This is a genomic window from Spirosoma daeguense (assembly GCF_054776875.1).
In genome coordinates this window covers 377,952-401,090 of the sequence record NZ_BAAHBF010000006.1, presented here as the reverse complement: position 1 = coordinate 401,090, position 23,139 = coordinate 377,952, and the positions used below count along the sequence as shown (strand labels likewise).

16 protein-coding genes are annotated in these 23,139 nt (G+C 45.8%); 6 read left to right on the top strand and 10 right to left on the bottom strand.

The window, feature by feature from the left end; all coding sequences use genetic code 11:
* Positions 1 to 127: 127 nt before the first annotated feature.
* The 4 genes from ACYVD4_RS20880 (at position 128) to ACYVD4_RS20865 (ending at position 7,756) form a co-directional block, all read left to right on the top strand.
* Positions 128 to 1,081 (top strand): FecR family protein, encoded by a 954-nt coding sequence (locus tag ACYVD4_RS20880; protein ID WP_460949040.1) that lies wholly within the window; start codon positions 128 to 130, stop codon positions 1,079 to 1,081.
* 88 nt (positions 1,082 to 1,169) lie between these two features.
* Positions 1,170 to 4,610 (top strand): SusC/RagA family TonB-linked outer membrane protein, encoded by a 3,441-nt coding sequence (locus tag ACYVD4_RS20875; RefSeq protein WP_460949038.1) that lies wholly within the window; start codon positions 1,170 to 1,172, stop codon positions 4,608 to 4,610.
* A 38-nt stretch (positions 4,611 to 4,648) separates the two neighbouring features.
* Positions 4,649 to 6,076: a RagB/SusD family nutrient uptake outer membrane protein gene (locus ACYVD4_RS20870; RefSeq protein ID WP_460949036.1), complete on the top strand. Its 1,428-nt coding sequence runs from the start codon at positions 4,649 to 4,651 to the stop codon at positions 6,074 to 6,076.
* Positions 6,077 to 6,169: 93 nt separating this feature from the next.
* The gene (locus tag ACYVD4_RS20865) at positions 6,170 to 7,756 is read left to right on the top strand and encodes an FAD-dependent oxidoreductase (RefSeq protein ID WP_460949034.1); all 1,587 of its coding nucleotides are present in this window, start codon (positions 6,170 to 6,172) and stop codon (positions 7,754 to 7,756) included.
* Positions 7,757 to 8,203: 447 nt separating this feature from the next.
* Here the strand turns inward: ACYVD4_RS20865 and ACYVD4_RS20860 are convergent, their stop codons facing one another.
* Positions 8,204 to 8,341 (bottom strand): hypothetical protein, encoded by a 138-nt coding sequence (locus ACYVD4_RS20860; RefSeq protein ID WP_460949033.1) that lies wholly within the window; start codon positions 8,339 to 8,341, stop codon positions 8,204 to 8,206.
* A gap of 144 nt (positions 8,342 to 8,485) precedes the next feature.
* Between ACYVD4_RS20860 and ACYVD4_RS20855 the strand changes: the two genes are divergently transcribed.
* Complete coding sequence (locus tag ACYVD4_RS20855; RefSeq protein WP_460949031.1) at positions 8,486 to 9,196, top strand: DedA family protein; 711 nt, start codon at positions 8,486 to 8,488, stop codon at positions 9,194 to 9,196.
* Between the two features lie 5 nt (positions 9,197 to 9,201).
* Here ACYVD4_RS20855 and ACYVD4_RS20850 read toward each other — a convergent pair whose 3' ends face one another.
* The 6 genes from ACYVD4_RS20850 to ACYVD4_RS20825 form a co-directional block, all read right to left on the bottom strand.
* Entirely contained in the window at positions 9,202 to 9,633 is a 432-nt protein-coding gene (locus ACYVD4_RS20850; RefSeq protein ID WP_460949029.1) for a response regulator, read from the bottom strand.
* Between the two features lie 193 nt (positions 9,634 to 9,826).
* The gene (locus ACYVD4_RS20845; RefSeq protein ID WP_460949028.1) at positions 9,827 to 10,318 is read right to left on the bottom strand and encodes a hypothetical protein; all 492 of its coding nucleotides are present in this window, start codon (positions 10,316 to 10,318) and stop codon (positions 9,827 to 9,829) included.
* Positions 10,319 to 10,457: 139 nt separating this feature from the next.
* Positions 10,458 to 10,778 (bottom strand): hypothetical protein, encoded by a 321-nt coding sequence (locus ACYVD4_RS20840; protein WP_460949026.1) that lies wholly within the window; start codon positions 10,776 to 10,778, stop codon positions 10,458 to 10,460.
* Between the two features lie 92 nt (positions 10,779 to 10,870).
* On the bottom strand, positions 10,871 to 11,233 hold the full coding sequence (locus tag ACYVD4_RS20835) for a hypothetical protein (protein ID WP_460949024.1): 363 nt from the start codon (positions 11,231 to 11,233) through the stop codon (positions 10,871 to 10,873).
* Between the two features lie 7 nt (positions 11,234 to 11,240).
* Complete coding sequence (locus ACYVD4_RS20830; RefSeq protein ID WP_460949022.1) at positions 11,241 to 11,630, bottom strand: LytTR family transcriptional regulator DNA-binding domain-containing protein; 390 nt, start codon at positions 11,628 to 11,630, stop codon at positions 11,241 to 11,243.
* Positions 11,631 to 11,888: 258 nt separating this feature from the next.
* Positions 11,889 to 12,317 carry a hypothetical protein gene (locus ACYVD4_RS20825; protein ID WP_460949021.1) on the bottom strand — a complete coding sequence of 143 codons (429 nt, stop codon included), beginning with the start codon at positions 12,315 to 12,317 and terminating at the stop codon, positions 11,889 to 11,891.
* Positions 12,318 to 12,927: 610 nt separating this feature from the next.
* Here ACYVD4_RS20825 and ACYVD4_RS20820 point away from each other — a divergent pair.
* Entirely contained in the window at positions 12,928 to 13,095 is a 168-nt protein-coding gene (locus ACYVD4_RS20820) for a lmo0937 family membrane protein (protein WP_460949019.1), read from the top strand.
* An 852-nt stretch (positions 13,096 to 13,947) separates the two neighbouring features.
* Here the strand turns inward: ACYVD4_RS20820 and ACYVD4_RS20815 are convergent.
* From ACYVD4_RS20815 to dnaE, 3 genes are all read right to left on the bottom strand, one after another.
* The gene (locus tag ACYVD4_RS20815) at positions 13,948 to 15,615 is read right to left on the bottom strand and encodes a RagB/SusD family nutrient uptake outer membrane protein (protein WP_460949018.1); all 1,668 of its coding nucleotides are present in this window, start codon (positions 15,613 to 15,615) and stop codon (positions 13,948 to 13,950) included.
* Positions 15,616 to 15,630: 15 nt separating this feature from the next.
* The gene (locus ACYVD4_RS20810) at positions 15,631 to 18,711 is read right to left on the bottom strand and encodes a SusC/RagA family TonB-linked outer membrane protein (RefSeq protein WP_460949017.1); all 3,081 of its coding nucleotides are present in this window, start codon (positions 18,709 to 18,711) and stop codon (positions 15,631 to 15,633) included.
* Positions 18,712 to 19,234: 523 nt separating this feature from the next.
* Complete coding sequence (dnaE, locus tag ACYVD4_RS20805; RefSeq protein ID WP_460949015.1) at positions 19,235 to 22,870, bottom strand: DNA polymerase III subunit alpha; 3,636 nt, start codon at positions 22,868 to 22,870, stop codon at positions 19,235 to 19,237.
* Positions 22,871 to 23,139 lie beyond the last annotated feature (269 nt).

The window sequence follows — 23,139 nt, the reverse complement described above, 5'->3', positions numbered from 1 at the left end:
GGTAAAATTTATCCTCGCTAATACGCCTTGGCTCAATAATTTTTTGAATAGTTCGAAGATTTTATAAAAAAGTTTAGGGTTTAGACGGACTGAACCGTCTTACAGGAAAGAGGCCTCGTAAAACCGTATGGACCCTAAAAAACTACAGGAATTAATTCATCGCTATCAAAATGGGTTAGCAACGCCCCAGGAGCATCAACTTCTTGAAGCCTATTGGCAGCAGATGCTTCAGCAAGATGCGCTACGGAACGTATCAGATCAAGAAAAAGGGAAGCTTGGTCATAAAATGTATCAGACTATCCGGCAAACGATTCAAACCCAGGAACCAGCCAGTTTCACACCGATGCATCGTTGGCTGGGACAACCCTGGATGACAATGGCCGCTAGTCTGACAGGGTTCTTGCTTCTGTTAGGGGCAATATGGCTTTGGTTATATCCCCGCTCTTCCGCTCTGCACTATGAAACCGCTTACGGAGAAAAACAGCATATTGTTTTACCTGAAGGGTCTGAAGTCTGGTTGAATGGTCATTCAGTTTTACGCTACGTCCCTGACTCAGCAGGAAACCGGCAGGTCTGGTTAGAGGGAGAAGCGCAATTTTTGGTAAGACATACGGCTACGCACCAGAAATTTATTGTGCATACAGCCAACCAACTTGCGGTCGAAGTTCTGGGGACGGTCTTCAATGTGGTAAATCGCCGGGGGGCAGTAAACGTAGTATTACACTCGGGCTCGGTGCGTATTGTTGATGGAACTCATCTGCAACCCGATGTGCTGCTAAAACCCAATGAGATGGTCAGTCAAACCCGTAAAAAGGTATTCTTGACCAAAAGCTCAGTAAAAGCTCAACAACGGCTAGCTTGGAAAGACGGGGCTATGTATGTAGAAAATAAACCGTTGGGAGAGATTTTTGACTGGATTCAAGATACTTACGGCATATCAGTAACCTGTCCGCCCAGCCTACGCGACGAAACGTTCGCTGGAACGGTTCCGACGGACTCGATCGAGTCGTTCTTCACTATTATTCCTAAACTCTATCAGGTAAACGTCCAGAAAGACGGGCAGCTCTACCGGATCGAGTAACGATATCCGCCTGCCCTCCGGTCCCGGCCAAGGTTTGGAGCAGCAGGCGGTACTTTAATCAATCATAAACCCTAAAATTAGGCATACCATGAAAAAAAACCTACTCGTTTGTAGTAGTTGGTTCCTGCTTGGTGTCTGTATGTTCTCCCATACGTACGCAAATGCCCAAACATTAGCCCGGCTGAATCAGAATCCGCCGTACGCGAATCCGACTCAGTCCACTCAGTTGGCCTTGCCGAAAGTGCTAAAAGAGTTAGCCAGACGGTATCACGTCGACTTTACCTACAATTATCGGCAACTTAGTCAGAAGGCCGTTGATGCCTCCCTGCTTGGTCGGCCGAATGAGAAGCTGGAATCGGTATTGGCGGACGTATTAACGCCCCTGTCCTTAACCTTTGAGAAGTTTAATGAACGGACTTATTTAATCTATCCCCGTACATCGCCAGCAGGCCAACCGCATTCCTCAATCCCTCAGCCCAAACCGATTGGTGTTAACGACAACATCGCTTCTGCTCAGACGGACAATTCATCCGATCAGACGATTGTGGGGAAGGTCAATGATGAAAAGGGAAGCGGCTTGCCCGGCGTTAGTGTCGTGATAAAAGGTTCTTCCCGAGGGACAACTACCGATTCCCAGGGACGATTTCGTCTGGACGTTGCGGATGCAAACGCCGTACTGGTATTCAGTTTTGTCGGTTACCAAACGCAGGAAGTAACCGTTGGGAATCAAACTGATCTGACTATTCAGATGGCTACCGATGACAAAGCACTGAACGAAGTCGTGGTGATAGGCTACGGTGCCGTCAAAAAGCGGGACTTAACAGGCTCGGTCAGTTCAATTGGAGCGACTGAGCTGAAAGCCCAACCCATCGCTTCCTTCAACCAGGCTTTACAGGGCCGTGTGGCGGGAGTACAGATCACCAATTCATCCAATGCACCAGGTGGGGGTATAACGGTACGAATTCGGGGTGGTAATTCCATTTCAGCCAGCAACGACCCCTTGTATGTCATTGATGGGTTTCCTGTCACCAATCCGGCCTCGGCACAGGGGGCTGGTAATTCCACCAATTTTCCCAACGTCTTATCGACCATTAACCCCAACGACATTGAAAGCATTGAGGTGTTGAAAGATGCCTCAGCCACCGCTATTTATGGGTCCCGTGGAGCTAATGGGGTTGTGCTGGTGACGACCCGGCGTGGCAAGGAGGGCCAGTCTAACATTGATTTTGAAGCCTACTACGGTGTTTCGACTATTACTAAAATGCTCGATCTGGCCACGGCCGAGGAGCAAACGGCGCTCAAAAATGAACAATTACGCAATCTTGGCTTTGCCGAACGATATGGCTACACACCTGCCTATCCCAAAAAACCGTCGGAATATGGCGTTGGTACCAATTGGCAGAAAGAGATTTACCGGGCAGCTCCTATGCAGAATTACCAACTTTCGGCTTCGGGCGGCACGGAAAAACTCCGCTACATGGTAAGTGGGAATTATTTTAATCAGGATGGAATCGTCATTGCCAACAATTTTAAGCGTTATACAGGGCGCATGAATCTGGATGCCAAACTCAGCAACCGGCTGAAAATCGGAACCTCCTTCCTGATTACCTACAGCATCAATAATGGTATTAATGAAGTTGGGACCAATGGACCGGTTGGCGCGGCACGTACCATTTCTCCTGCTAGCCCGGTCTATGATGCCAATGGCAACTGGCAATTGCTGAATGTTGGCCCTGGCTCAGGCATGGCCAGTATTCCTAATCCTGTGGCGGTGCTACGTACCTCCACCAATACATTATTCACCAACCGGACGTTGGGTAATGTTTTCGGTGAATACCAGATTATGGATGGTTTGACGGCGCGTATTAGTGCCGGTGCTGACCTGCTGACTACCCGACGCTACGTATTCTATACGCCCCAGACACTGGTTGCCAATACGTTAAATGGGTATGGCTCGAATGGAAACGCCAGCAATATTAACCTGCTCAATGAAAATACCCTTACCTACTCAAAAGCCCTCGGCACGGATCACGCTTTCGACGTAGTGGCAGGGGTAACCTTTCAGTCGAACCGGGAAGATCGAACGTATCAGGAAGCTCAGAATTTTGCCAACTATACTCTGGGAGCGAATAGTTTAGGACAAGGTTCGGTACTGCTTGCTCCTACCACATCCATTCAGAAATGGGGACTGAACTCGTATTTGGGCCGTGTCAATTACCGATTCAAGGACCGGTACCTGTTTACCATAACCGGACGGATCGACGGCTCATCCCGATTCGGTATCAACAGTAAGTATGGCTTTTTTCCATCCGGAGCCTTCGCCTGGCGCGTGTCAGACGAGCCATTCTTGAAAGCAATACAAGCGATAAGCGACCTGAAACTGCGTCTGAGTTACGGATTTACCGGCAACGATGGCATTGGTCTTTATAACTCGCTGTCCTCCTACGTAACGTCACGTACTGTTTTTGCGGATATGGAAGTGCTTACGACCCAGGCTGGTACGATTGGCAATCCGGATTTACGCTGGGAAAAAACGGGCCAGTTTGATGCTGGCCTTGATTTGGGTTTATTCAATAACCGCTTACAGCTAACGGCGGATTATTACCTCAAAAAAACGACAGATTTGCTACTCAGTGTCGATCTGCCCGCCACCACTGGTTTCACGACGGTAACCCGCAATATTGGTAGTCTCCAGAATCAGGGAGTTGAACTAGGTATTACCTCAGTCAATGTAAACGGAAAGATCAAGTGGACTACGTCGGGCAACATCTCGGCCAACCGGAATAAAGTGACCCGGCTGGCCGATGCCGACCAATATCTAGTGACTGATCCTAATTCAAGTATGCAGACGATTGTGAAAGTGGGCGAACCGATTGGCTCATTCTATGGACGTGTTTTCGACGGTGTATGGCAAACTACAGACGCCGTCAAAGCGGCTGGCCCACTGGCACAGGCGGGCGATATCGGCGGAGCGCCCCGCTTCAACGATGTCAACGGAGATGGCGTGTTCAACAACGCTACCGATCGCACCATCATCGGTAATGGCTTGCCAAAATTCATCTATGGACTAACTAACACCGTATCGTTTAAGGGGGTAGACTTTTCTGTTTTCATTCAGGGTGTAAAGGGGAATCAAATTTTCAATTATACCCGTAGCACAACAGAGATTGATCCGGGTGCAACGGCCCTGAAAAGCTTTATCGATGACCACTGGCAACCCGAAAAACCATCGAATAATCGCCCTTCGGCCCGGCAATGGAATTTTACCAATAGTTCGTATCTGATTGAGAGTGGGTCATTTTTACGGATAAAAAACGTATCGCTGGGGTATCGGCTCCCCTTGAAAACAAAAGCCATCCGAGCCGCCAGGTTGTATGTCAGTGGGCAAAATCTGTTTACTCTCACCAACTATACGGGCTACGATCCGGAGGTAAACTCAAGCTTTACCAGCAACACTACCTATGGGATTGATAACTACGCTTATCCCGCATCCCGTACGTACACGCTGGGAGGGACCATCACATTCTGATAACTTATTTTCTACCAAAATATAAACCTATTATCACCATGAATCGATTTACCTATCTACTCAACCTGTTACTGCTAGTGGGCGGCTGCCAGAGTAATCTGGAAGAAGTGCCGATCAGTTTTTTGAGTGAATCCAACTCATTCAATTCGGCGGCTGATGCAACAACGGCCATCAATGCCGTATATGACCGGGCAAAGGTTATTTATCAGATACCGATAATTATGCTGGGCGATTTAAGTGGTGATGATCTTATGGTTCGGCCCGATGGCGATCCCATTGCCAACGAAATTGATCAGTTTAAATATACCGCTTCGACAAACTACTTCGATAGCTTTTATACGTTTTCCTACATTGCTATTGACCGCTCCAACCGGGTCATTGAAAACGTACCACGGATTGCGATGGATACCAAACTCCGCGACCAGATTGTTGGCGAGGCTAAATTTCTGCGGGCTTTGCATTACTTTAATCTGGTTCGGGCATTCGGCGACGTACCACTGGTGATTAAAACCAGTTCGGATGTCGTCAACGTCAAAGTCCCCCGCGACCCGACCGAGAAAGTATACCAACAGATTATTCAGGATTTACAGGACGCCGAGAAGGTTCTCCCAGTAAGTTACACGACCACTGGTGAAGTGGGTCGGGCAACTGTAGGCGCAGCTAAGTCGATACTGGCAAAGGTGTATCTGACGCGCAAGGACTGGACCAATGCGGCTGCCAAAGCCAAAGAGGTGATCGACTCAAAAACGTATAGCCTGGTGGCTGACTTTCGGGATGTATTCCTACCCGAAAAAGAGAATGGCCCTGAACATATTTTCTCTATTCAATTCAGTTGCGTGCAGCCGAAATACGGAAGTTCGATGGCCGAAAATTTTGCCATTTATTTCAGTTATCCAATCAACCTAACTGGTGGTTCTTTGCAGGTGACTGAATCGTATGCCAATTCGTTTGTAGCTGGCGACTACCGGAAACAGGTGGCTGTGATTACCCAGAAAACCATTGCCAACGGTACGGTTGTTCAGTCGCGGACAGGACCTCATCTGGATAAATATTGGGACCCACAGGCCTGCGGTGCCAGCGCTGCCCGAAATAATTTTCTGGTCATTCGCTACGCAGACGTACTGCTATTGTATGCCGAAGCTCTAAATGAGTTGAATGGCCCTAATGCCGACGCCTATAACGTCATCAATCAGGTGCGGACGCGCGCCCGAAAAGGCGTAAACACAACTGGACCGCAAGATCTTAGCGGTCTTACGCAGGCGCAGTTTCGCGATGCCGTTTTACAGGAACGTAGTTGGGAACTAGCCGGAGAAGGGCATCGTCGATGGGATTTGCTACGTACCGGAAAGCTGCTGGAAGCTGCCCGGAAACAAGGCTACAACGTAGCAGAAAAATACCTGCTCTTCCCAATTCCTACGTTTGAGCGCGACGCTAATCCTGCGTTGAGCCAAAATCCTGGATTTTAAAAGAGTTAGGTTGGCTTTCAGCTAGTCATCAGCTGGTGGCTAGCTGATTTATCCAATGTATAATTCCATTCAATACGTATCTAAACAGTTACTATGAAACTCATTCTCTCCGTTTGTCTCATACTTCTCTCCTGTATTTTACAATCATTTGCACCGCATCAGACCAATTCATACGATGTGGTCGTCTATGGAGGAACACCCGGTGGAGTCATCGCTGCGGTGGCTGCTGCCCGTGAAGGAGCCAGAGTCGTTTTGCTGGAACAGACCCGACATGTTGGGGGCTTAAACACAAGTGGAATTGGCACGGCGGAATCCGAACACATGATTGAGGAAACTATTTCCGGATTACCATTGGAATTTTACCAGCGGCTGGGCAAATTTTATGGGAAAGATGGTCCTGCGTTTTATTTTGAATCGCACGTAGCTGAAAAAACGTTTCTTGATTTATTGAAAGAAGCCAACGTAACAGTTGTTTATGACGCCTGGGTGCAGTCGGTAGCCAAGCAGAATACCGCGATTCAGTCGATCTCGTTAACAAATGGCAATCGGTATTCAGGCAAGGTGTTTATCGACGCTACGTATGAAGGCGATTTGATGGAACGGGCTGGTGTTTCACATACGCATGGCCGGGAAAGTCGGGAGCAATATGGAGAGTCATTGGCTGGGGTTCGGTTTATTGATACGCCTATTGAAGCGGCTCCCTATGATGACAACGGCAAGTTACTTCCCGGTTTCGTTGAACGATCTACCTTAACCGAAGGACAAGCCAGCGACCGAGTTATGAATTATAATTTCCGGCTGATGCTGTCGTCCAATGCTGATAGACGTCCGTTCCCTAAACCGGCTGCGTATAAGCCTGAGCGTTATGTTTTGTTGACCCGATTGCTGAAAAATCATCCAGAAACGAAATTGCAAGACATTATCGATATGTATTCCTGGACTTACCCTAAGGGCAAGTTCGAGACGAATAATAAACAAAAAGCCGTCATATCATTAGGTCATTTTGGTGGAAATGTCGATTACCCCGATGCGAGTTACAGCCGTCGAAAAGCCATTTATGACGACCACAAAGCCTGGTCACTTGGCCTAATGTACTATCTGGCTAACGATCCGTCAGTACCGGAAACGCTACGTACCGAAACTGCTTCATACGGATTTAGTGCTGACGAATTTACTGATAACGAAAACTTCCCGTATTACCTCTACGTGCGCGAAGCCCGGCGTATGGTGGGGGCTTATGTACAGAAGCAGAAGGATATTTTAGAGGAACGTACTAAGCCAGATGCCATTTGCCTGGGCTCGCACTGGATCGACAGTCATCATGTGCAGCGGGTAGCGGTTTCTAAAACGCAGTTTGTTAATGAAGGACGAATCTGGGAATCAATAACGCAACCCTATGAAGTATCCTATCGAGCCATCACCCCCAAAGCTGCTGAATGTACCAATCTATTGGTACCTGTTTGTGTATCAGCCTCACACGTTGGTTTTTGTTCGTTACGTGTCGAATCAACCTGGATGCAACTGGGAAATAGTGCTGGCTTGGCAGCGGCTTTAGCTATTCAACAGAAAAAAACCATTCAGGCCTTATCAACGACCGAACTGCAAAACAAGCTTAAGCAGAAAGGGGTCATTATCAGTATCAATCATCAAGTCTGGGACGGCACAAAAGATATTAAATGATTGTAAGAATCACTAATCGTTGCCTTAGTATAAGCTTAGCCAAACTATGAATTGATTTAGACCAGTGTTTATTCATACAGATGCTGGTCTAAAACCCCGTTATTCTTTTTGGATATAGTTAGTTGTGTGGGTCACGACCAAGGCTCACAAAAAAAGGACGTTTATATTTACTCCTTACTATCCGTACAGGAAAGTCAAGTACGGAAATGTACAATACAAGGTCGCTTATTGGTGATTTTAATATCTGTCCCACTCAATCAGTGGTATAGGCTCCTTTTCGGTAATTTGAATGGCGTCAGCTTTGAAGGATTTTATTTTCTTCTTTAGTATCGGCCAGTAGTTGTTCCAGAGCTTTTACATAGGCGTCTTTGTCATGTTTTTTCATGGATTTGTAACAGCGATATGGATACAAATAAGGGGCTAATTTCTGCTTAAAATACTATCGGTTCAACAGCCTTCGGTCAGGGCAATGTGCAGGTATTGCTGAATGTGTGCAGGCCGAGCGATTTTAGCTCGATAGACTTCCACAACTAGTCGCTTAAAATGAATGGTTTTATAATACCGTACGGAGATGCTTTCGGGCATTTTACCTGCTGTCAGTCAAACTCTTACTATTTGTTTCGTATTCATCTACCTAAAATCAATTCACTTTAATCAGTACAGTCAATTTACTCATAACCATTTGATCTTTGGCGAGTTTTACTATAACTCAACGATATTTAATGAACTATGGATTTTCAGGAACTTATGCTCACTTACGGCTACCCCATGCTGTTTTTCGGCGTAATGCTGGAAAGTGAAGCGTTTTTATTAGTAGGGGTATATCTAGCTCACCGAGGCTACTTTTCCTTACCAGCGGTCATTACGCTGGCGGCCTTTTCTTCGTTTTGTGTCACCCAGCTCTGTTTTCTACTGGGTTATCGCTACGGCCCGACCTTTATTCGAACACGGCCTCGCTGGCAGCTTCGTTACCAGCGAATTGAACAATTGATGAATCGATACGGTACGGGGCTAGTGATCGGCTTCCGTGCATTTTATGGCTTACGTGGTGCTATACCAGCTGCTGTGGGGTTGGCCGGATTTTCCTCGAGTCGGTTTATGATTTACAACGCACTAGGTGCGTTTATTTGGTCGATTACGATAGCACTTTTGGGCAACAACTTAGCTCAGGGGCTTCAGCAGCTTTATAATGACTTCCAACTTTCTGAGACAAGTGCACTTTCTGCTATGGTCGCCTTAGTCGGTCTTATACTTGTCTATCAACTGGTCAGACGATTTCGTTTGAAAAAACAGCCGATTAGTAAGTCCGTGGTTCGGCAACTGGATAACAAAGGTTTTTCCGACATTAATAATCTTGGCTACAACCTGGCTTTTCAGAAGATGCCTGAGAAAAGTGCACTCCCTGCGGATAGTACTATGTCAAAACCCATAAAAACATAAATGGACTAATCTAACGAGAATAAGGGTTGGCAACGGCCTACCAGCCAGTCATGCCTTAACTGTAGAACTACCTCCCTATACCCATTCAATGTTGTCGGTTTTGAGATAAAGTCATTGGCCTTTAATTGCCGGGCTTGCTGTTGATCTTGGGCCTCGGATGAAGTCGTTAATATGACAACCGGTAGCTCTTGATTGGTAGCCTTTTGGCGAATAGCGTGCAATGTTTCAAATCCATTCAGGAGAGGCATATTCAAATCAAGCAGAATCAAACTAGGTAGGCTACCCCTACTTGCTAAGCTGTTCAATAGTTCAGCTCCATTATCTAAAAGCTGAAGCTGGCATTCGGGGCTATAGTGACGGAAGGCTTGTTCAATGATAAAGCGGTCATCTGCATCATCATCGACTACGATCACACAAAAAGAACAGGACTGAAGCATTTAGTATTGATTTACAAATACTTGGCAACGTGGTCGTCTATAGTTAAGTTCCTATCTCAGCTAGGGTAGAAAACCAGTTATCCATATATAAAAAATGGCTTGCTGCTGCCAGCAGAACAGAATCTCATACGTAGCAGCAAGGATTTTACATCAGCTTGCAAACAGAAAAATAATCAATTGCAGCCTATCTTCCCTAAAGTGTATTTACTTGATATTTGTACATTATACTGGCCTTTAAAGCGGATTGTAATTGTTTCGCCAATGCATCCATATAAGAAAACGCTAACCACTGTGCAGAATTGCGACTTTTGGCGAATAGAATTGGCGTACCTTGGGTAGATGAGGGTAGCGTTTCGTCAGTTGGAACTTCCATCAACCGACCTGTTAACTCAACCACTCCCGCATTTATCTTTAACTGCCCCAAAAACACCAGTCCGCTGGCTGCAAAGGTCGACTTGCTTTGTGAACGGATTAGCAGCCGGTTTTCGGCACCAGTAAAGGAAAGCGACTGCTGGGTCAATACCGCTGAAACGGCAGCGTGTGCCTGCTTATCGGCTAAAAAAGTAGACAATAAAATTGTGTTGGCCCCCACAAATGGAGCATACTGAGCTTGAGCCTTACCCGCAAATAAGCAGAGAAATAAGGCTAGTCGGAAACTTGTTGGAACGTAAATAATGTGTTTCATACTTGTAAAGACGTAATGGTTTTTAGACTGCTTAAGGCGATACATCTGATAAAGACAATGAGCACTAAAAACGCAGCCAGTTGGCTGCGTTTTTACGTATATTGGCTCAACTAACATTTGGTCACTAACTAAATTTATCTTAGTCGACTCCGGCCGCCTTTTTAGTTTTATCCTTGGCAACGGCTTTCAGTTCTTTCGCATCACTTTTCAATGCTTTTTTGTGGGCATGTTTCATTTTTCGATCAGCTTTTGCGTTACGTGTTTTCGCATCCGAAACACCGGCAATTTCAATGCCTTTGCCGGTAGCTGCATTTGATCGAAGCTCACGGGCTTTAGCCACTTTTTTCTCAGCCTTTTGTTCTTTCTTTTCAGCTTTAGCTACCTGAGTTGCCTGACCAAAACTAGTTTGAGCAACAGCTAATAGGGCAATAAGTGAAGTGGTTAAAATGATCTTTTTCATAACTGTAGTTTTTATTTAGTGATAGGTTTATTTACGCTGCATTCTGTTTATTGGTAAGTAGTGAATTGTGAGTTGGAAAGCGAAACAGCTAACTATTTCAGGCGTTGTGAACGAGTAGACAGCCAGCTAGTTGATTCCGCTCCTGGCTTTGACAGAGTAGCTGACGCCGTCATCTTACGGAGTAGGCTATACGAATGCCTTAACGAACGACTCTTACGGTCTTGATTCTGAGTGTCGTTAGTATGCTGAGTGCTAGTCATTCTCGCCTGAATAAATCGGTAGGCCAGATAACAATAAGCTACGATTACTCCCATCTCAACCAACGTATTTATAGGCTCTCGTTCATAGCGTCCCAATTTCATATCCTGAAGCCAATCAATGAGTAACCAGCCATAACCGATAAACACCAACACACTGGCCAGAATGATACTTTGCTTTATTCTTGAGTTTTTCATAATCGGATTAATTAAGGTTACTAACTGTCCGTTGTGAATAGCGCAGGGAAAGTCGAAACACCTTCAGTTTGATCAGGACAGGCTCAATACGTCTGCGAGAAACTTTGATGACCAGTTGGTTAGGCAGACTTAAGTTGAGTGTTTTGGTGTTGAGGCAATCCAGTGTTTGCACGAAACAGGGGTTAATCAAATCTGACTTATGGACACGCACAAAGTCGGGTAAGAGTTGCTCAAACCAGATCAGACTTTTAGCGACCAGCAATGGTTTATCCGCCTGCTGGTGAATCCAGGTGTAATTACCAAACCCTTGCAAACGAACAATAGTGTTTAATTGAATTGGCCTTTCGAAACCTGGGATTTTGATAGATGCGTCGAATGGATTGGCAGCAGGAGCCATAACAAAACTGATTGACAATAAGAGTGAGTGATAAATACGCGTACACAGTTGCTCGTCCAACGAAATGCATCGTTGAATACAGACCCTAGAAAATGTGAGCCTAAGCCGACTTAGTTGATTCGGTATACTATCACACGGCACACACCCGCTCAACCAGCGTTATTTCATTACGTTAGCTGATTGGAAAGTATAAATAATCAACTGGCCCTTAAGGGTAAATCGGCAGATAACAAGTAAGATAGACAAGAGAGGAACGACTCATAGCCGCCAGACGGCAAGCATTACTTGTGGGCGCTTACCTTTAGGGGGACGATGTTCCCTACAGACGTACATAGCCAGCGGAGCTAATGCTAATACAAATGCCCAATTTACAGACAAAGATAATGGACGTTTGTATGGGGTTATAATCGGTTGAGCTGGCAGAAATTTTCCACAAGCACCCATCGTTGGTTTGGGCGTTTGCACCGGTGCTGAGTGCATATACGTATCATATACATCCCCAAAGCTATCACCAGTCTCGCCCAGATCAACCTCCAGTACCGCACTCATAAAAAACATACCCACCAGCACTGCCGTCAGTTGAATCGTTATCTGACGTATCCAACCAACCAGTATAGCTATCCGCTCGAGCGAATTGTACTGAATGATCGGGTTATTAGTGGCGTAAGCTTTCGTGGTGCTCAACATAGACGATTAACAACTGAGATGACGTAACACAGATTGACTGCAAATAGATTAAGTATTAATTGAGCCATTGCTAAAATCGCAAAGCATTCTTATATACGTACTAATCACATTTGGTGAATTAGAAGTTTTGTCAATCGGGAAGTTGAACTGGATGGCTAATATGTTGGCAAAACACCTGCCAACTCGTTGGTTGAAGGCGACTGATTGTAACACTTTGATGAAAAAACGTGGATGCTCTCATAATTAGCTAGTTTTTGCTATTTAATTATAGGCATATATTACTTCAATTTGCTATGTATCATGGGGGTTTTAATGGCTAAGTAGTACTACTTATGTAGAAATTATTCTACATAATTGAGAAGGATCTTGGTCGGTGTGAAAATATAAATAAATTTATTTGTTCTAAATTAACATGTATATCTGTAAGTAATTAATTTTTATTTATTTTAATTAAAATGTTATCATTATAGTAATTAGGTCATAACAATAGACTGACTTTCTGACAAATCAGACGGAGCGCTATTTTTAAAATTTCATGGATTAATACTCAACAAAACAATATAAATCAGTTGTGAGTTAGATATGACATTCACTAAACACACGTCAACTCATGGGTAATCTCTTGTATACAATCGCTGTTGTTTTGATCATCATTTGGCTCTTAGGGTTCTTAGGAGTTTTAGGAGCCGGTATCGGTGGTAGTGGGCTAATTCACATTCTGTTAGTTATTGCAGTGATCGCTATCATTTTGCGATTGATTCAGGGGCGTGGTATCTGAAAGCTTTTACCTATACAACTGGCCAATTTTATAGAGCATACCAGTAGTGCTAGTTAAATGTAATTGATTTGATGGCTAACAAAGGCCTGCCAAAGTGTTCAGCTAAATCGGTTTGGGTGTGAGCAGTCAGTTTATGAATCAGCCGATTCCTCAAATCCCAAGCCGATTTAGCTCGAGTATAGACACATTGAATTGTTCAATCCACTAGATATCGGTCGTCTCACTCAATTGATGAAACTGAACCAGAAAGGCTCCTAAGAGCTTGGTTTCGCAAGGTGATTCTATTTAATGGGCATGATGATCTGACATTTTGATGAGTAAGCCCTTTAGGCAACAACATAAAACCTTTGTCAGCACCGACCACAACACCTGACCGATACGTCTCTAGTAATTCGCTGGCAACCGTGATGTCATATTGTACTGGCAGGAGCCAACACAAAATGAGTAATAACTCTTTGAGTTGTAATAAGCATCTGGAGAGGAAAGTCATAAAAAATTGGTTGTTTGAGGGCACAATAGCTATAGAGTGCGTTATGACTGCCCCAAAATCAGCGGCAAACCGATAGGTACGTCCAAGGCGCGTTTAACCACAAACCGACACGGGCATATCTCTTTCGGCTCTATTTTACAACTAGCAATATTGATAGGATTTTTCAGATTATAACAAATCCTGTATTGTAAGGTCTACTAGGTTTATTTACATTAAATCGCTCAGACACCAAATGTAAACCCTGACGTATTCGTACTAAAAGAGTGCGAATACGTCAGGGTTTACAAGTTTGTTAGTCGTAACCGGAGAGGATATTAATCAATCCGACGAGTTTGAGAAATCATCGTGGCATAATAACTGTTTTAATACCCCGGATTTTGAGAAAATTCGCCTTGGTTCAGATCCAGCGCACGCGTAGGAATCGGCCGTAAAATCTTGTTTTGTCCGCCAATGCCCTGAAACGGATCTACGCCGTTGTTATACCATTTGTTCACATCTTTATTATACTGACGGGCGCGGGCAACGAGCGTTCCGGTACGTTTGAGGTCGAACCAGCGGTGATATTCACCAACCAGCTCCCGTCCTCGTTCGTCCAGAATATAGTTAATCGTTACGTCCGAAGCTTCAATTTTCATACTGGCTTCGGCACCGGCTTTGGCTGCCCGACGTCGAACCTCGTTGATACGTTCGGCGGCTTTGGCCGTATTGCCCGATTTAAAATACGCTTCAGCCGCAATCAGATACGTCTCCCCTAAGCGGGCGATGAAGAAATCGCGGGTGCTGGTGTTACCACCAAATTGGGCCGTAGGGTCATCAAACTTTTTAACTGATGGGGTGAAGTTATCCAGTGTTACGGTCTGGCTGGCTTCCCAAAGCGTTCCTGAATATGGATACACAATGGCGTTATTCCGTCGAGTCGGATCAGCCGCTTTCCAGGCCGCAATGGCGGCTGGTGTATTAGCCCATTTCGGAGCGTAATAGTATTTCACGTTCAGGGTGTTACGTTCATTCTGACGGGTATAATAGTCATAATACCGTTGGTAATACGTAATCATGAACGTAGCGTCGAAGCGGGCGTCGTTCTGCGTGAACAGATCGAACGTATACATCGTTGGGCAAAGGGTATAGGTCCGGTACGGATATCCTTCTACAGCGCCTTGTCCTCCAAAATAAGGCCCAAAGAAAGCAGCCTGCGAGTTACCGCCTGTAGTTGCCGTTGGCAGTGAGGAAGCATCCCATTGAATTGAGAACAGAATCTCTGAGTTCTTTTCATTGCCAGGATAGAACAGCGTCTCGAACGACGTAGTGAGCGCTTGTGACGCAATGGTGGCATCGGCAAACGTAGCCGCGTTTTTGAAATCGTCGGCACCGGCAAAGGTTTCGTAACCCCGCGTCAGGTAAATTTTTGACAGCATATGCCGAACTGCCCGTTTAGTGACGCGGCCGAAATTTGGCGTTGTTTCTGGAACCAATTCCAGCGATTCGGTCATCTCTTTGATAATGAAATCATACACTTCCTGCGCCGTATTGCGCTTGAATGATTCGACCGGTGCCGTGAAACGATCCGTAACCAGACTCACTCCCCCAAACGTCTGTACCAGAAGGAAATAATCGTAAGCTCTCAAAAACTTCATTTCTCCTTTGCGCGCACTCAACGTTGATACGTTGGTCGTTTTATCATTGAAATAAAGAGCCGTATTGATGAGCTGAAGTGATTTGTAGACGTTCGTGTAAAACGCCAGCACTTCCGGATCGTCGGGAATCAGGTTTCGGTATTCACTCAGGCCCTCAGGTTGTGTAGAACGACCCGTTACGTACATGTCGGTTCCGGCACAGAACACCCAAGGCTGGGCGTAAATGGTACGTAGCGACGAATAGGAAGCGTTAATTAGTTTTTCGTAGCCTTCATTGGTTGCATAATATTGATCAGCAACGATATTGGATTTATTCTGTTCGTCCAGAAAGTCTTTACAGCCGCCTGCCGAAAATAGCAGACCGAATAGCAGTCCGGCAATTTTTATAGTCTTCATAAGTTTGTGTCTCGATTAGAATTTAAGGTTCAGGCCAAACTGATACGTAATTGTGCTGGGACCTGTGTTATTCACCGAACCAGTGGTGGTATTGGTAACTGTCGAGCTGGTTGTAGGATCGATACCACTTGCGTATTCAGGGTCGAAACCGTCATATTTGGTCCAGACGAACGGATTCAGTACGTTGGCATATACACGCAGACTACGAACGCCCACCCGGTTCAGCAACGTCGATGGGAGATTATACCCCAGCACAATATTCTGCACTTTCACAAATGATACGTCTTTATAGAATCCCACACCCGAAACACCTGTCCAGTAAGGGCCGATATTGTTTGGTTGTGGATACGTATTAGATGAGCGGGTTGGCGTCACTTTGTTGGCCGACATGTAGTAATCCGTGTACAGCTTATCCGTGCCCCGGTCAGAATAGTTGAGGAACTGGCTGTGAAACGCACTGAAAACCTGCGCACCCTGACGGGCAAACATAGAGGCCGATAAATCGAAATTCTTGAACGTTAATTGTGTTGAGAAACCACCAGTCCATTTCGGATCTTTCTGCCCAATGATGGCCCGGTCATTGGTGCTACTGATTTTGCCGTCATTGTTAAGGTCTTTCACCTTCGCCTGGCCGGGCGACTGACCGAATTTCAGGGCTTGTTCGCGCTCGCTTTCCTGCCAGATACCATCAAAAACGTAGGTGTAGTTAACGTTAATTGGCTTGCCGATGAACCACCAGTTACCCACCAAATCTTCTTTTTTGTCGAGAAGATCGACGATGGCATTTTTATTATGAGAGAACGTAAACGTAGTGTTCCAGGTGAAGTTTTTAGTCGATACGTTCACCGTTCGTAATGAAAACTCAACCCCCTTGTTACGTACCGAACCAACGTTATCCTTGATGGCTGTCCAGCCGGTTTCAATAGGAATATCCCGGTTCATCAATACACCCCTCGACAGCTTATCATACACGTCGATAGTACCAGAAACCCGCCCATTTAGGAACGCATAATCCAATCCTAAATCAAACTCACGGGTACGTTCCCAGGTGAGAGAGGGGTTCGGTAATCGGCTTGGCGCGTAACCAAGTGCAACCGTGCCACCGTAGTCATAAAAAGCTGGATCGCTCAGTGTCATCTGGCTTTCATAGGGGAAAATGTTGTTGTTGTTACCTGCAATCCCAGCGCTGAAACGTAGTTTTAATTCCGTAATATAACTCGCCGATTTGAGGAAGTTTTCGTCAGACATCTGCCAGGCAACAGCCGCCGATGGGAACGTCGACCATTTGTGTCCATCGGCCAGTTTCGATGAGCCATCCCAGCGGGTAGCCAACGTAGCGAAGTACTTGCCTTTGTATGCGTAATTCAGGCGGGCCATGTACGAGATGATCGAAAACTGGCTGAATGCGCTATTTCCCGACTGGCGATTGGTTGACGATCCGAGGTTATAGAACGACGAATTGAATGGCAAATCATTCACCCGTAGACCGTCGCTTTCGAACCGATCTTTCTGCATACTATACAGTCCCGTAACGGTAAAATTATGCTCGCCGATGGACTTACGAATGGTCGCTATGTTGTCGAAAATATAGGAAAGTGTCTGCTGGTTTGTGCGTTGAGCATCTGGTAATAAACCTTCACCTACACCTGTAAGAGAGCCCCAATAGCGGCCATTACGTTCAAAATTCATGCTTGGCGAAAACGTCGACTTCAAGTCAAGCCAGCTCACCGGCGCAAACTTCAGATAGATATTACCAACCCCGAACATCCGGCGGGTGTTGTTTTCGCTGTTAGGGATTTCGAGTAATGGGTTAACGGTACTGGTTATACTCGATATGGTCGTACTACCCGGCACCGGAATCTGGCCAGGCCGGAAGATCAGGTTGCCATTATCGTCGTAGGGCTTGAAAATTGGGGCCATGTTAAACGCATTGCGAACGGCATCATCGCTACCACGTTCCGTTTGAGTTAGCGACAGGTTTACGCTCATTCCTGCCGACCAATAATCATTGATTTTGCCGTCTATGCTGGCTTTGAAATTATACCGGTCGAGGTCTTCATTGAGCAAATTTCCTTTTTCTTTCTGATACCCGGCCCCGATCAGATATTGAATAGTATTCTTGTCGCTAGCCCCCGAAAACGTCAGCCAATGGTTTGCCTGTGTTCCGGTACGTAGCACCAGATCGCGCCAGTTGGTATAGTCATTGTTTGCCACACGTTGCTGAACGAGCGGGTTGCCCAGTGAGCCAATTGTATTATCATAGTTGGTACGTCCGGCAATTAATTCTGGCGAAATGAACGTATTCTGGCGATATTCCCACCATTCTGGGCCGGTCATGAAACGTGGCATACGAGCTACTTCGCGGATACCCATGTAGCCATCGTAGGAAATGGTGGAACGACCTTTAACCGATGCCCCCCCTTTGGTGGTTATCAATATTACCCCATTAGACCCCCGAGATCCGTAAATTGCTGTCGATGCCGCATCTTTCAATACGTCCATTTTGGCAATATCCTGCGGATTCAGGAAGTTGATATCCGGCACAATAACCCCATCGACAACGTAGAGCGGCTGCCCGCCTGCCAGTGAATTCTGGCCCCGAATCTGTACGGAATAATTACTGCCCGCCCGTCCGGAACCTGCCGAAATATCGACACCCGCAATCTGACCCTGAACAGCCTGCATGGGGTTTACCGTACCGCGCTCGGCAATAGTTCGGCCTTCTATACTACCAACCGCCGTTGCCACTTCGGCTTTTTGTTGCGTACCATACCCAACAACAACTACCTCATTCAGCGATTTTGTATCGGTTTTGAGGACAACATTTAAGGTCGAATTGTTTCCCAGAACAATCTCCTCCGTGAGGTAGCCAATGTAGGAGAAAATCAGTGTGACACCCTCTCCGGTGATTGGAAGGGAGTATTTTCCATTCGCATCAGTTGTTGTGCCCTGTTGTGAACCCTTCCTGACAATGCTTACGCCGGGTAATGCGACGCCCTGTTCATCAGCTATCTGTCCGGTAATTTGTCGTACTCCCTGCGCCTGTACGGAAACGACGATCAGGAATAGAAGTAAAGTAGAAAAAACGTATCTCACTTGGTATGAAGTTTACTTATTTTAAGAATGAAGCTAACGGTCGTTTAGCAGTGCTTTAATCATTTTTTAACAAGGCTACATCTATATAGGATTTATCCCAAGGTGATATTTGATTATTTCTACGCAATCGTTCCCGGTATCGATTGCAGTTTGGCTGTTTCAAAGAAAATAGTGTCTTTATGTAATATAGTTTGTGAACTGTTATGCCAAAAATATCCTGTTTTATTAGGCTATTGAATAGGATTATTTTAATATGAAGTGTGTATCTATTGGCACAATAATATAGTTTAAGTTAGAATGACAGCCAGCGTTTTTACTCAAGAGCTTGGGAGTTACCGTATGAATACAATTGAGAAAATGGACAGCCAACAGAACGATATTAGTTCGGGTAGGAGAGGACTGGAAGTAGTATGCCTGAATAGATAAAATAAGCCTAACACTTATTGGACTTTCACTCCAACAAGTGTTAGGCGACTTACTCAATTGGCCAGTAAAGCGATTTAAGAATTTAGAAGAATAAAGCCTAAGCCACCTTACACGTAACGCCATCGATGGCTTCTAGTGCTTTTAGAAACGAGTTGGCGGGGGAGACTTTCAACGTTTTCGCCTGCAAACTTATTTCGATACGTTCGATGGGATCAACTACGTTGAACGAAAGCGTACAGGAGCCGGGGTGCGCATTGGCTAACTCGTTAATTTTGGCTATAAGCTGTGCGTTTAGCGAGTCAATGGTTAAGGATACGCGGAGTTCCTTACAGAATTTCTCACGCATATCGTTCAATAAGCGGATACTTACAGGCTTAAATTCCAGTTGTTCGGAACCCCATTTATTTTGCGTTTTTCCTGTAATGTGAAGGAACCGGCCTACCTCGATGTATTGCACCAGCCGAACGTAGTCATCGCCAAACAGGGCCATCTCCAATGAGGTATTGTAATCTTCAAACTTGAAGATACAGAAAGGGTTTCCGCTTTTAGTAACGCGCATTTGTACGGCCGATACAATGCCGCCCACTTTAATTTCAGCTTGTTTTGTTTCGAAAAGATTGGTCAGGTTGCAATTGCAGAAACCGTCCATTTCGAGTTTAAACTCGTCAAGTGGGTGGCCCGTCAGGTAAAAGCCTACTACGTCTTTTTCGTACTTCAGTTTTTCAATCTGATTCCATTCCTCTACAGTAGGAGCTTTGGGTCGGTTAAGCATTGGCTCACCGTTCATCATTGCGCCAAATAAAGACTGCTGAGCGGCTGCCTTTTCAGCGTGGTAATTGTTTGCATAGCGAATAATTTTATCCAGAAATGGCGACGTATCGCCCTCGCCCATAGCAAAATACTGTGCCCTATGATAGTCTTCGATAGCGTCGAATGCACCCGCGTAAGCCAACGATTCCCAGGTTTTCTTGTTCACCGTACGAAGGTTAATCCGGGTGGCAAAGTCGAAAATATCTTTAAATGGCCCACCTGCTTTACGCTCTTCGATAATCGCTTCAACAGCCGCATCGCCCGCGCCTTTGATACCGCCCAAACCAAACCGGATTTCACCTTTACTATTCACGCCAAATACCCGTTCCGACTCATTCACATCGGGGCCAAGCACTGGAATGCCGAGGTTTTTACACTCTTCGAGGAAGAACGTAATTTTCTCGATATTGCCTAAGCTGCTGGTTAATACAGCAGCCATATACTCAGACTGGTAATACGTTTTTAGGTAGGCAGTCTGATATGCTACGAAGGCGTAACAGGTTGAGTGCGATTTGTTAAAGGCATACGATGCGAACGCTTCCCAGTCTGTCCAGACCTTTTCACAGGTTTTCAGAGGCAGGTTATTGGCTGCGCAACCGTCCATAAACTTGCCCTTCATCTTATCGAGCGTAGCGCGGTCTTTCTTACCCATGGCTTTCCGCAGTACGTCGGCATCACCTTTGGTGAAATTGCCGAGTTTTTGAGAAAGCAGCATCAACTGCTCCTGATAAACCGTAATGCCGTATGTATCTGCCAGAAATTCTTCCATTTCCGGCATGTCGTATTTTACTTCCTCACGGCCATGTTTGCGGTTGATGTAGTTCGGAATGTACTGAATTGGCCCCGGTCTGTACAAGGCGTTCATAGCAATGAGGTCCCCAAAACGGTCGGGTTTTAGGTCCTTCATGTGCTTCTTCATTCCGTCGGATTCGAACTGGAAAATGGCGTTGGTTTCGCCCCGTTGGAAGAGTTCGTATGCCTTCGGGTCATCGAGCGGAATATCGTCAATGTCAGTTTCGACACCATTGATCAGCAGACCGCCATGATTTTGTTTGAGTAACCGCAGACATTCCTTAATGATGGTCAGGTTTCGCAGACCCAGAAAGTCCATCTTAATAACGCCCGCATCCTCAATTACCTTTCCCTCATACTGGGTGATAATCAGGTTTGTATCTTTCGACGTAGAGACGGGTACGATGTTCGATAGATCGTCGGGAGCAATGATAATACCAGCCGCGTGAACGCCTGTGTTACGTACTGTCCCTTCGAGCCGACGAGCCTGTTGTAATACGTTCTGTACCTTTTCGGTATCGATCAGCTTCATGCTACGTCCTACCGACTGATCACCCGCTTCGAGCGCGCGCATCCGCTTCACATTGTCAACTTCCTCCGGTTGAATAATGCCCGCAAGTCCGCCTGGCCCGTCGATCGGGTCTTCGAAAATGCGTTTCAGCGTCATGTTGTAGGTCGGCTTGTCGGGCACGAGCTTCGCCAATGCGTTGGCATCCGACAGGGGTAAATCCATTACCCGGCTTACGTCTTTGATCGACGATTTAGCGGCCATCGTACCATACGTAACAATAGCTGCAACCTGCTGTTTGCCGTATTTATCGACTACGTAATCAATAACCCGTTGGCGACCTTCGTCATCGAAATCGGTATCGATATCGGGCATTGACTTCCGGTCGGGATTCAAAAACCGCTCGAACAGCAAATCGTACTTGATAGGGTCAATATTGGTAATACCTATACAGTACGCTACGGCACTTCCGGCGGCACTTCCCCGGCCGGGCCCTACCATCACACCGAGGTCACGTCCGGCCTTGATAAAGTCGGCCACAATAAGGAAGTACCCGGCAAATCCCATTGTTTTAATGGTAAACAACTCAAAGTCAAGACGCTCCTGCGACTTCTGGTCGATGTCAGTCCAGCGTTTTTTTGCACCCTCGTAGGTGAGGTGTTTGAGGTATTCCCACTGATTTGCTACGTCGTCGGTATGGATCTGAAATTCTTGCGGAATCGGGAAGTTGGGCAGGAGAATATCCCGCTTTAACTTCAGCACTTCCACTTTATCGACAATCTCGTTGGTATTATCGATGGCTTCGGGCATGTCATGAAACAGGGTGCTCATCTCCTGCGTGTTCTTGAAATAGAACTGATCGGAGAAGAACGCAAAGCGCGTATTCTTGGGCATTGCTTCCTCGTCGTTGAACTCCTTCATCGACGGCGTACTCTGCTTTTCGCCCGTATTTACGCAGAGCAGAATATCGTGTGCAACCCAATCATCGCGGTCAACGTAGTGCGAGTCGTTCGAGGCAATGATTTTGACATTGTATTTTCTGGCAAACTTGACCAATACCTCATTAGCTTTAATCTGGTCAGGAATTTCGTGCCGTTGTAGCTCAACGTAGTAATCTTCGCCAAAGCGGTCGAGCCACCATTTAAATTCGATTTCGGCGGCTTCCTCGCCTTTTTTAAGAATCGTTTTCGGAACAATAGCGCCAATGCAACACGTAGTGGCAATTAACCCCTCTTTGTACTGATCAATCAGCGCTTTTGTAACTCGCGGATATTTACCGTACAACCCTTCCATATAACCCAGCGAACAGAGTTTCGCCAGATTTTTATAGCCCTGCGGATTTTTGGCCAACAGCAACTGGTGATACCGAATGTCTTTCTGCTCTTTGGTAAATTGTTTGCGGGTATGGTCTTCTACTACGTAGAATTCGCAGCCAACAATGGGCTTGATCCCCTGCTTGCTGGCTTCGGCCACAAACTCGAATACACCAAACATATTGCCATGATCGGTGATAGCAACAGCGGGCATATTGTCACCTTTCGCCTTCTTTATCAGCTTTTTAATGTCGGCCTGACCGTCGAGCAGAGAGTATTGTGTGTGGCAATGGAGATGAGAGAATTGCATATTCTAATCCGGGATTTATCAGATTTATGGATTAAAGCTGATTTTGTTCCTTTGGTAAAAATAGTCAATCCAGTGGGTTCTGCGGTTGATATGAAAAGGGAAATTTGAAAAGATTCTGGTAAGATACTGACCGTGAAAAGGGTACATAAAAACAAAATGCGTTCGAGAGAATGAATTTCCAAACGCATTTTCACTACGTTGTTTAGATGAACTTTATGGCACAAACAGGCTCCGGCTGTTTAGCCGAAGGCTAATCGTTTGCTATTCAA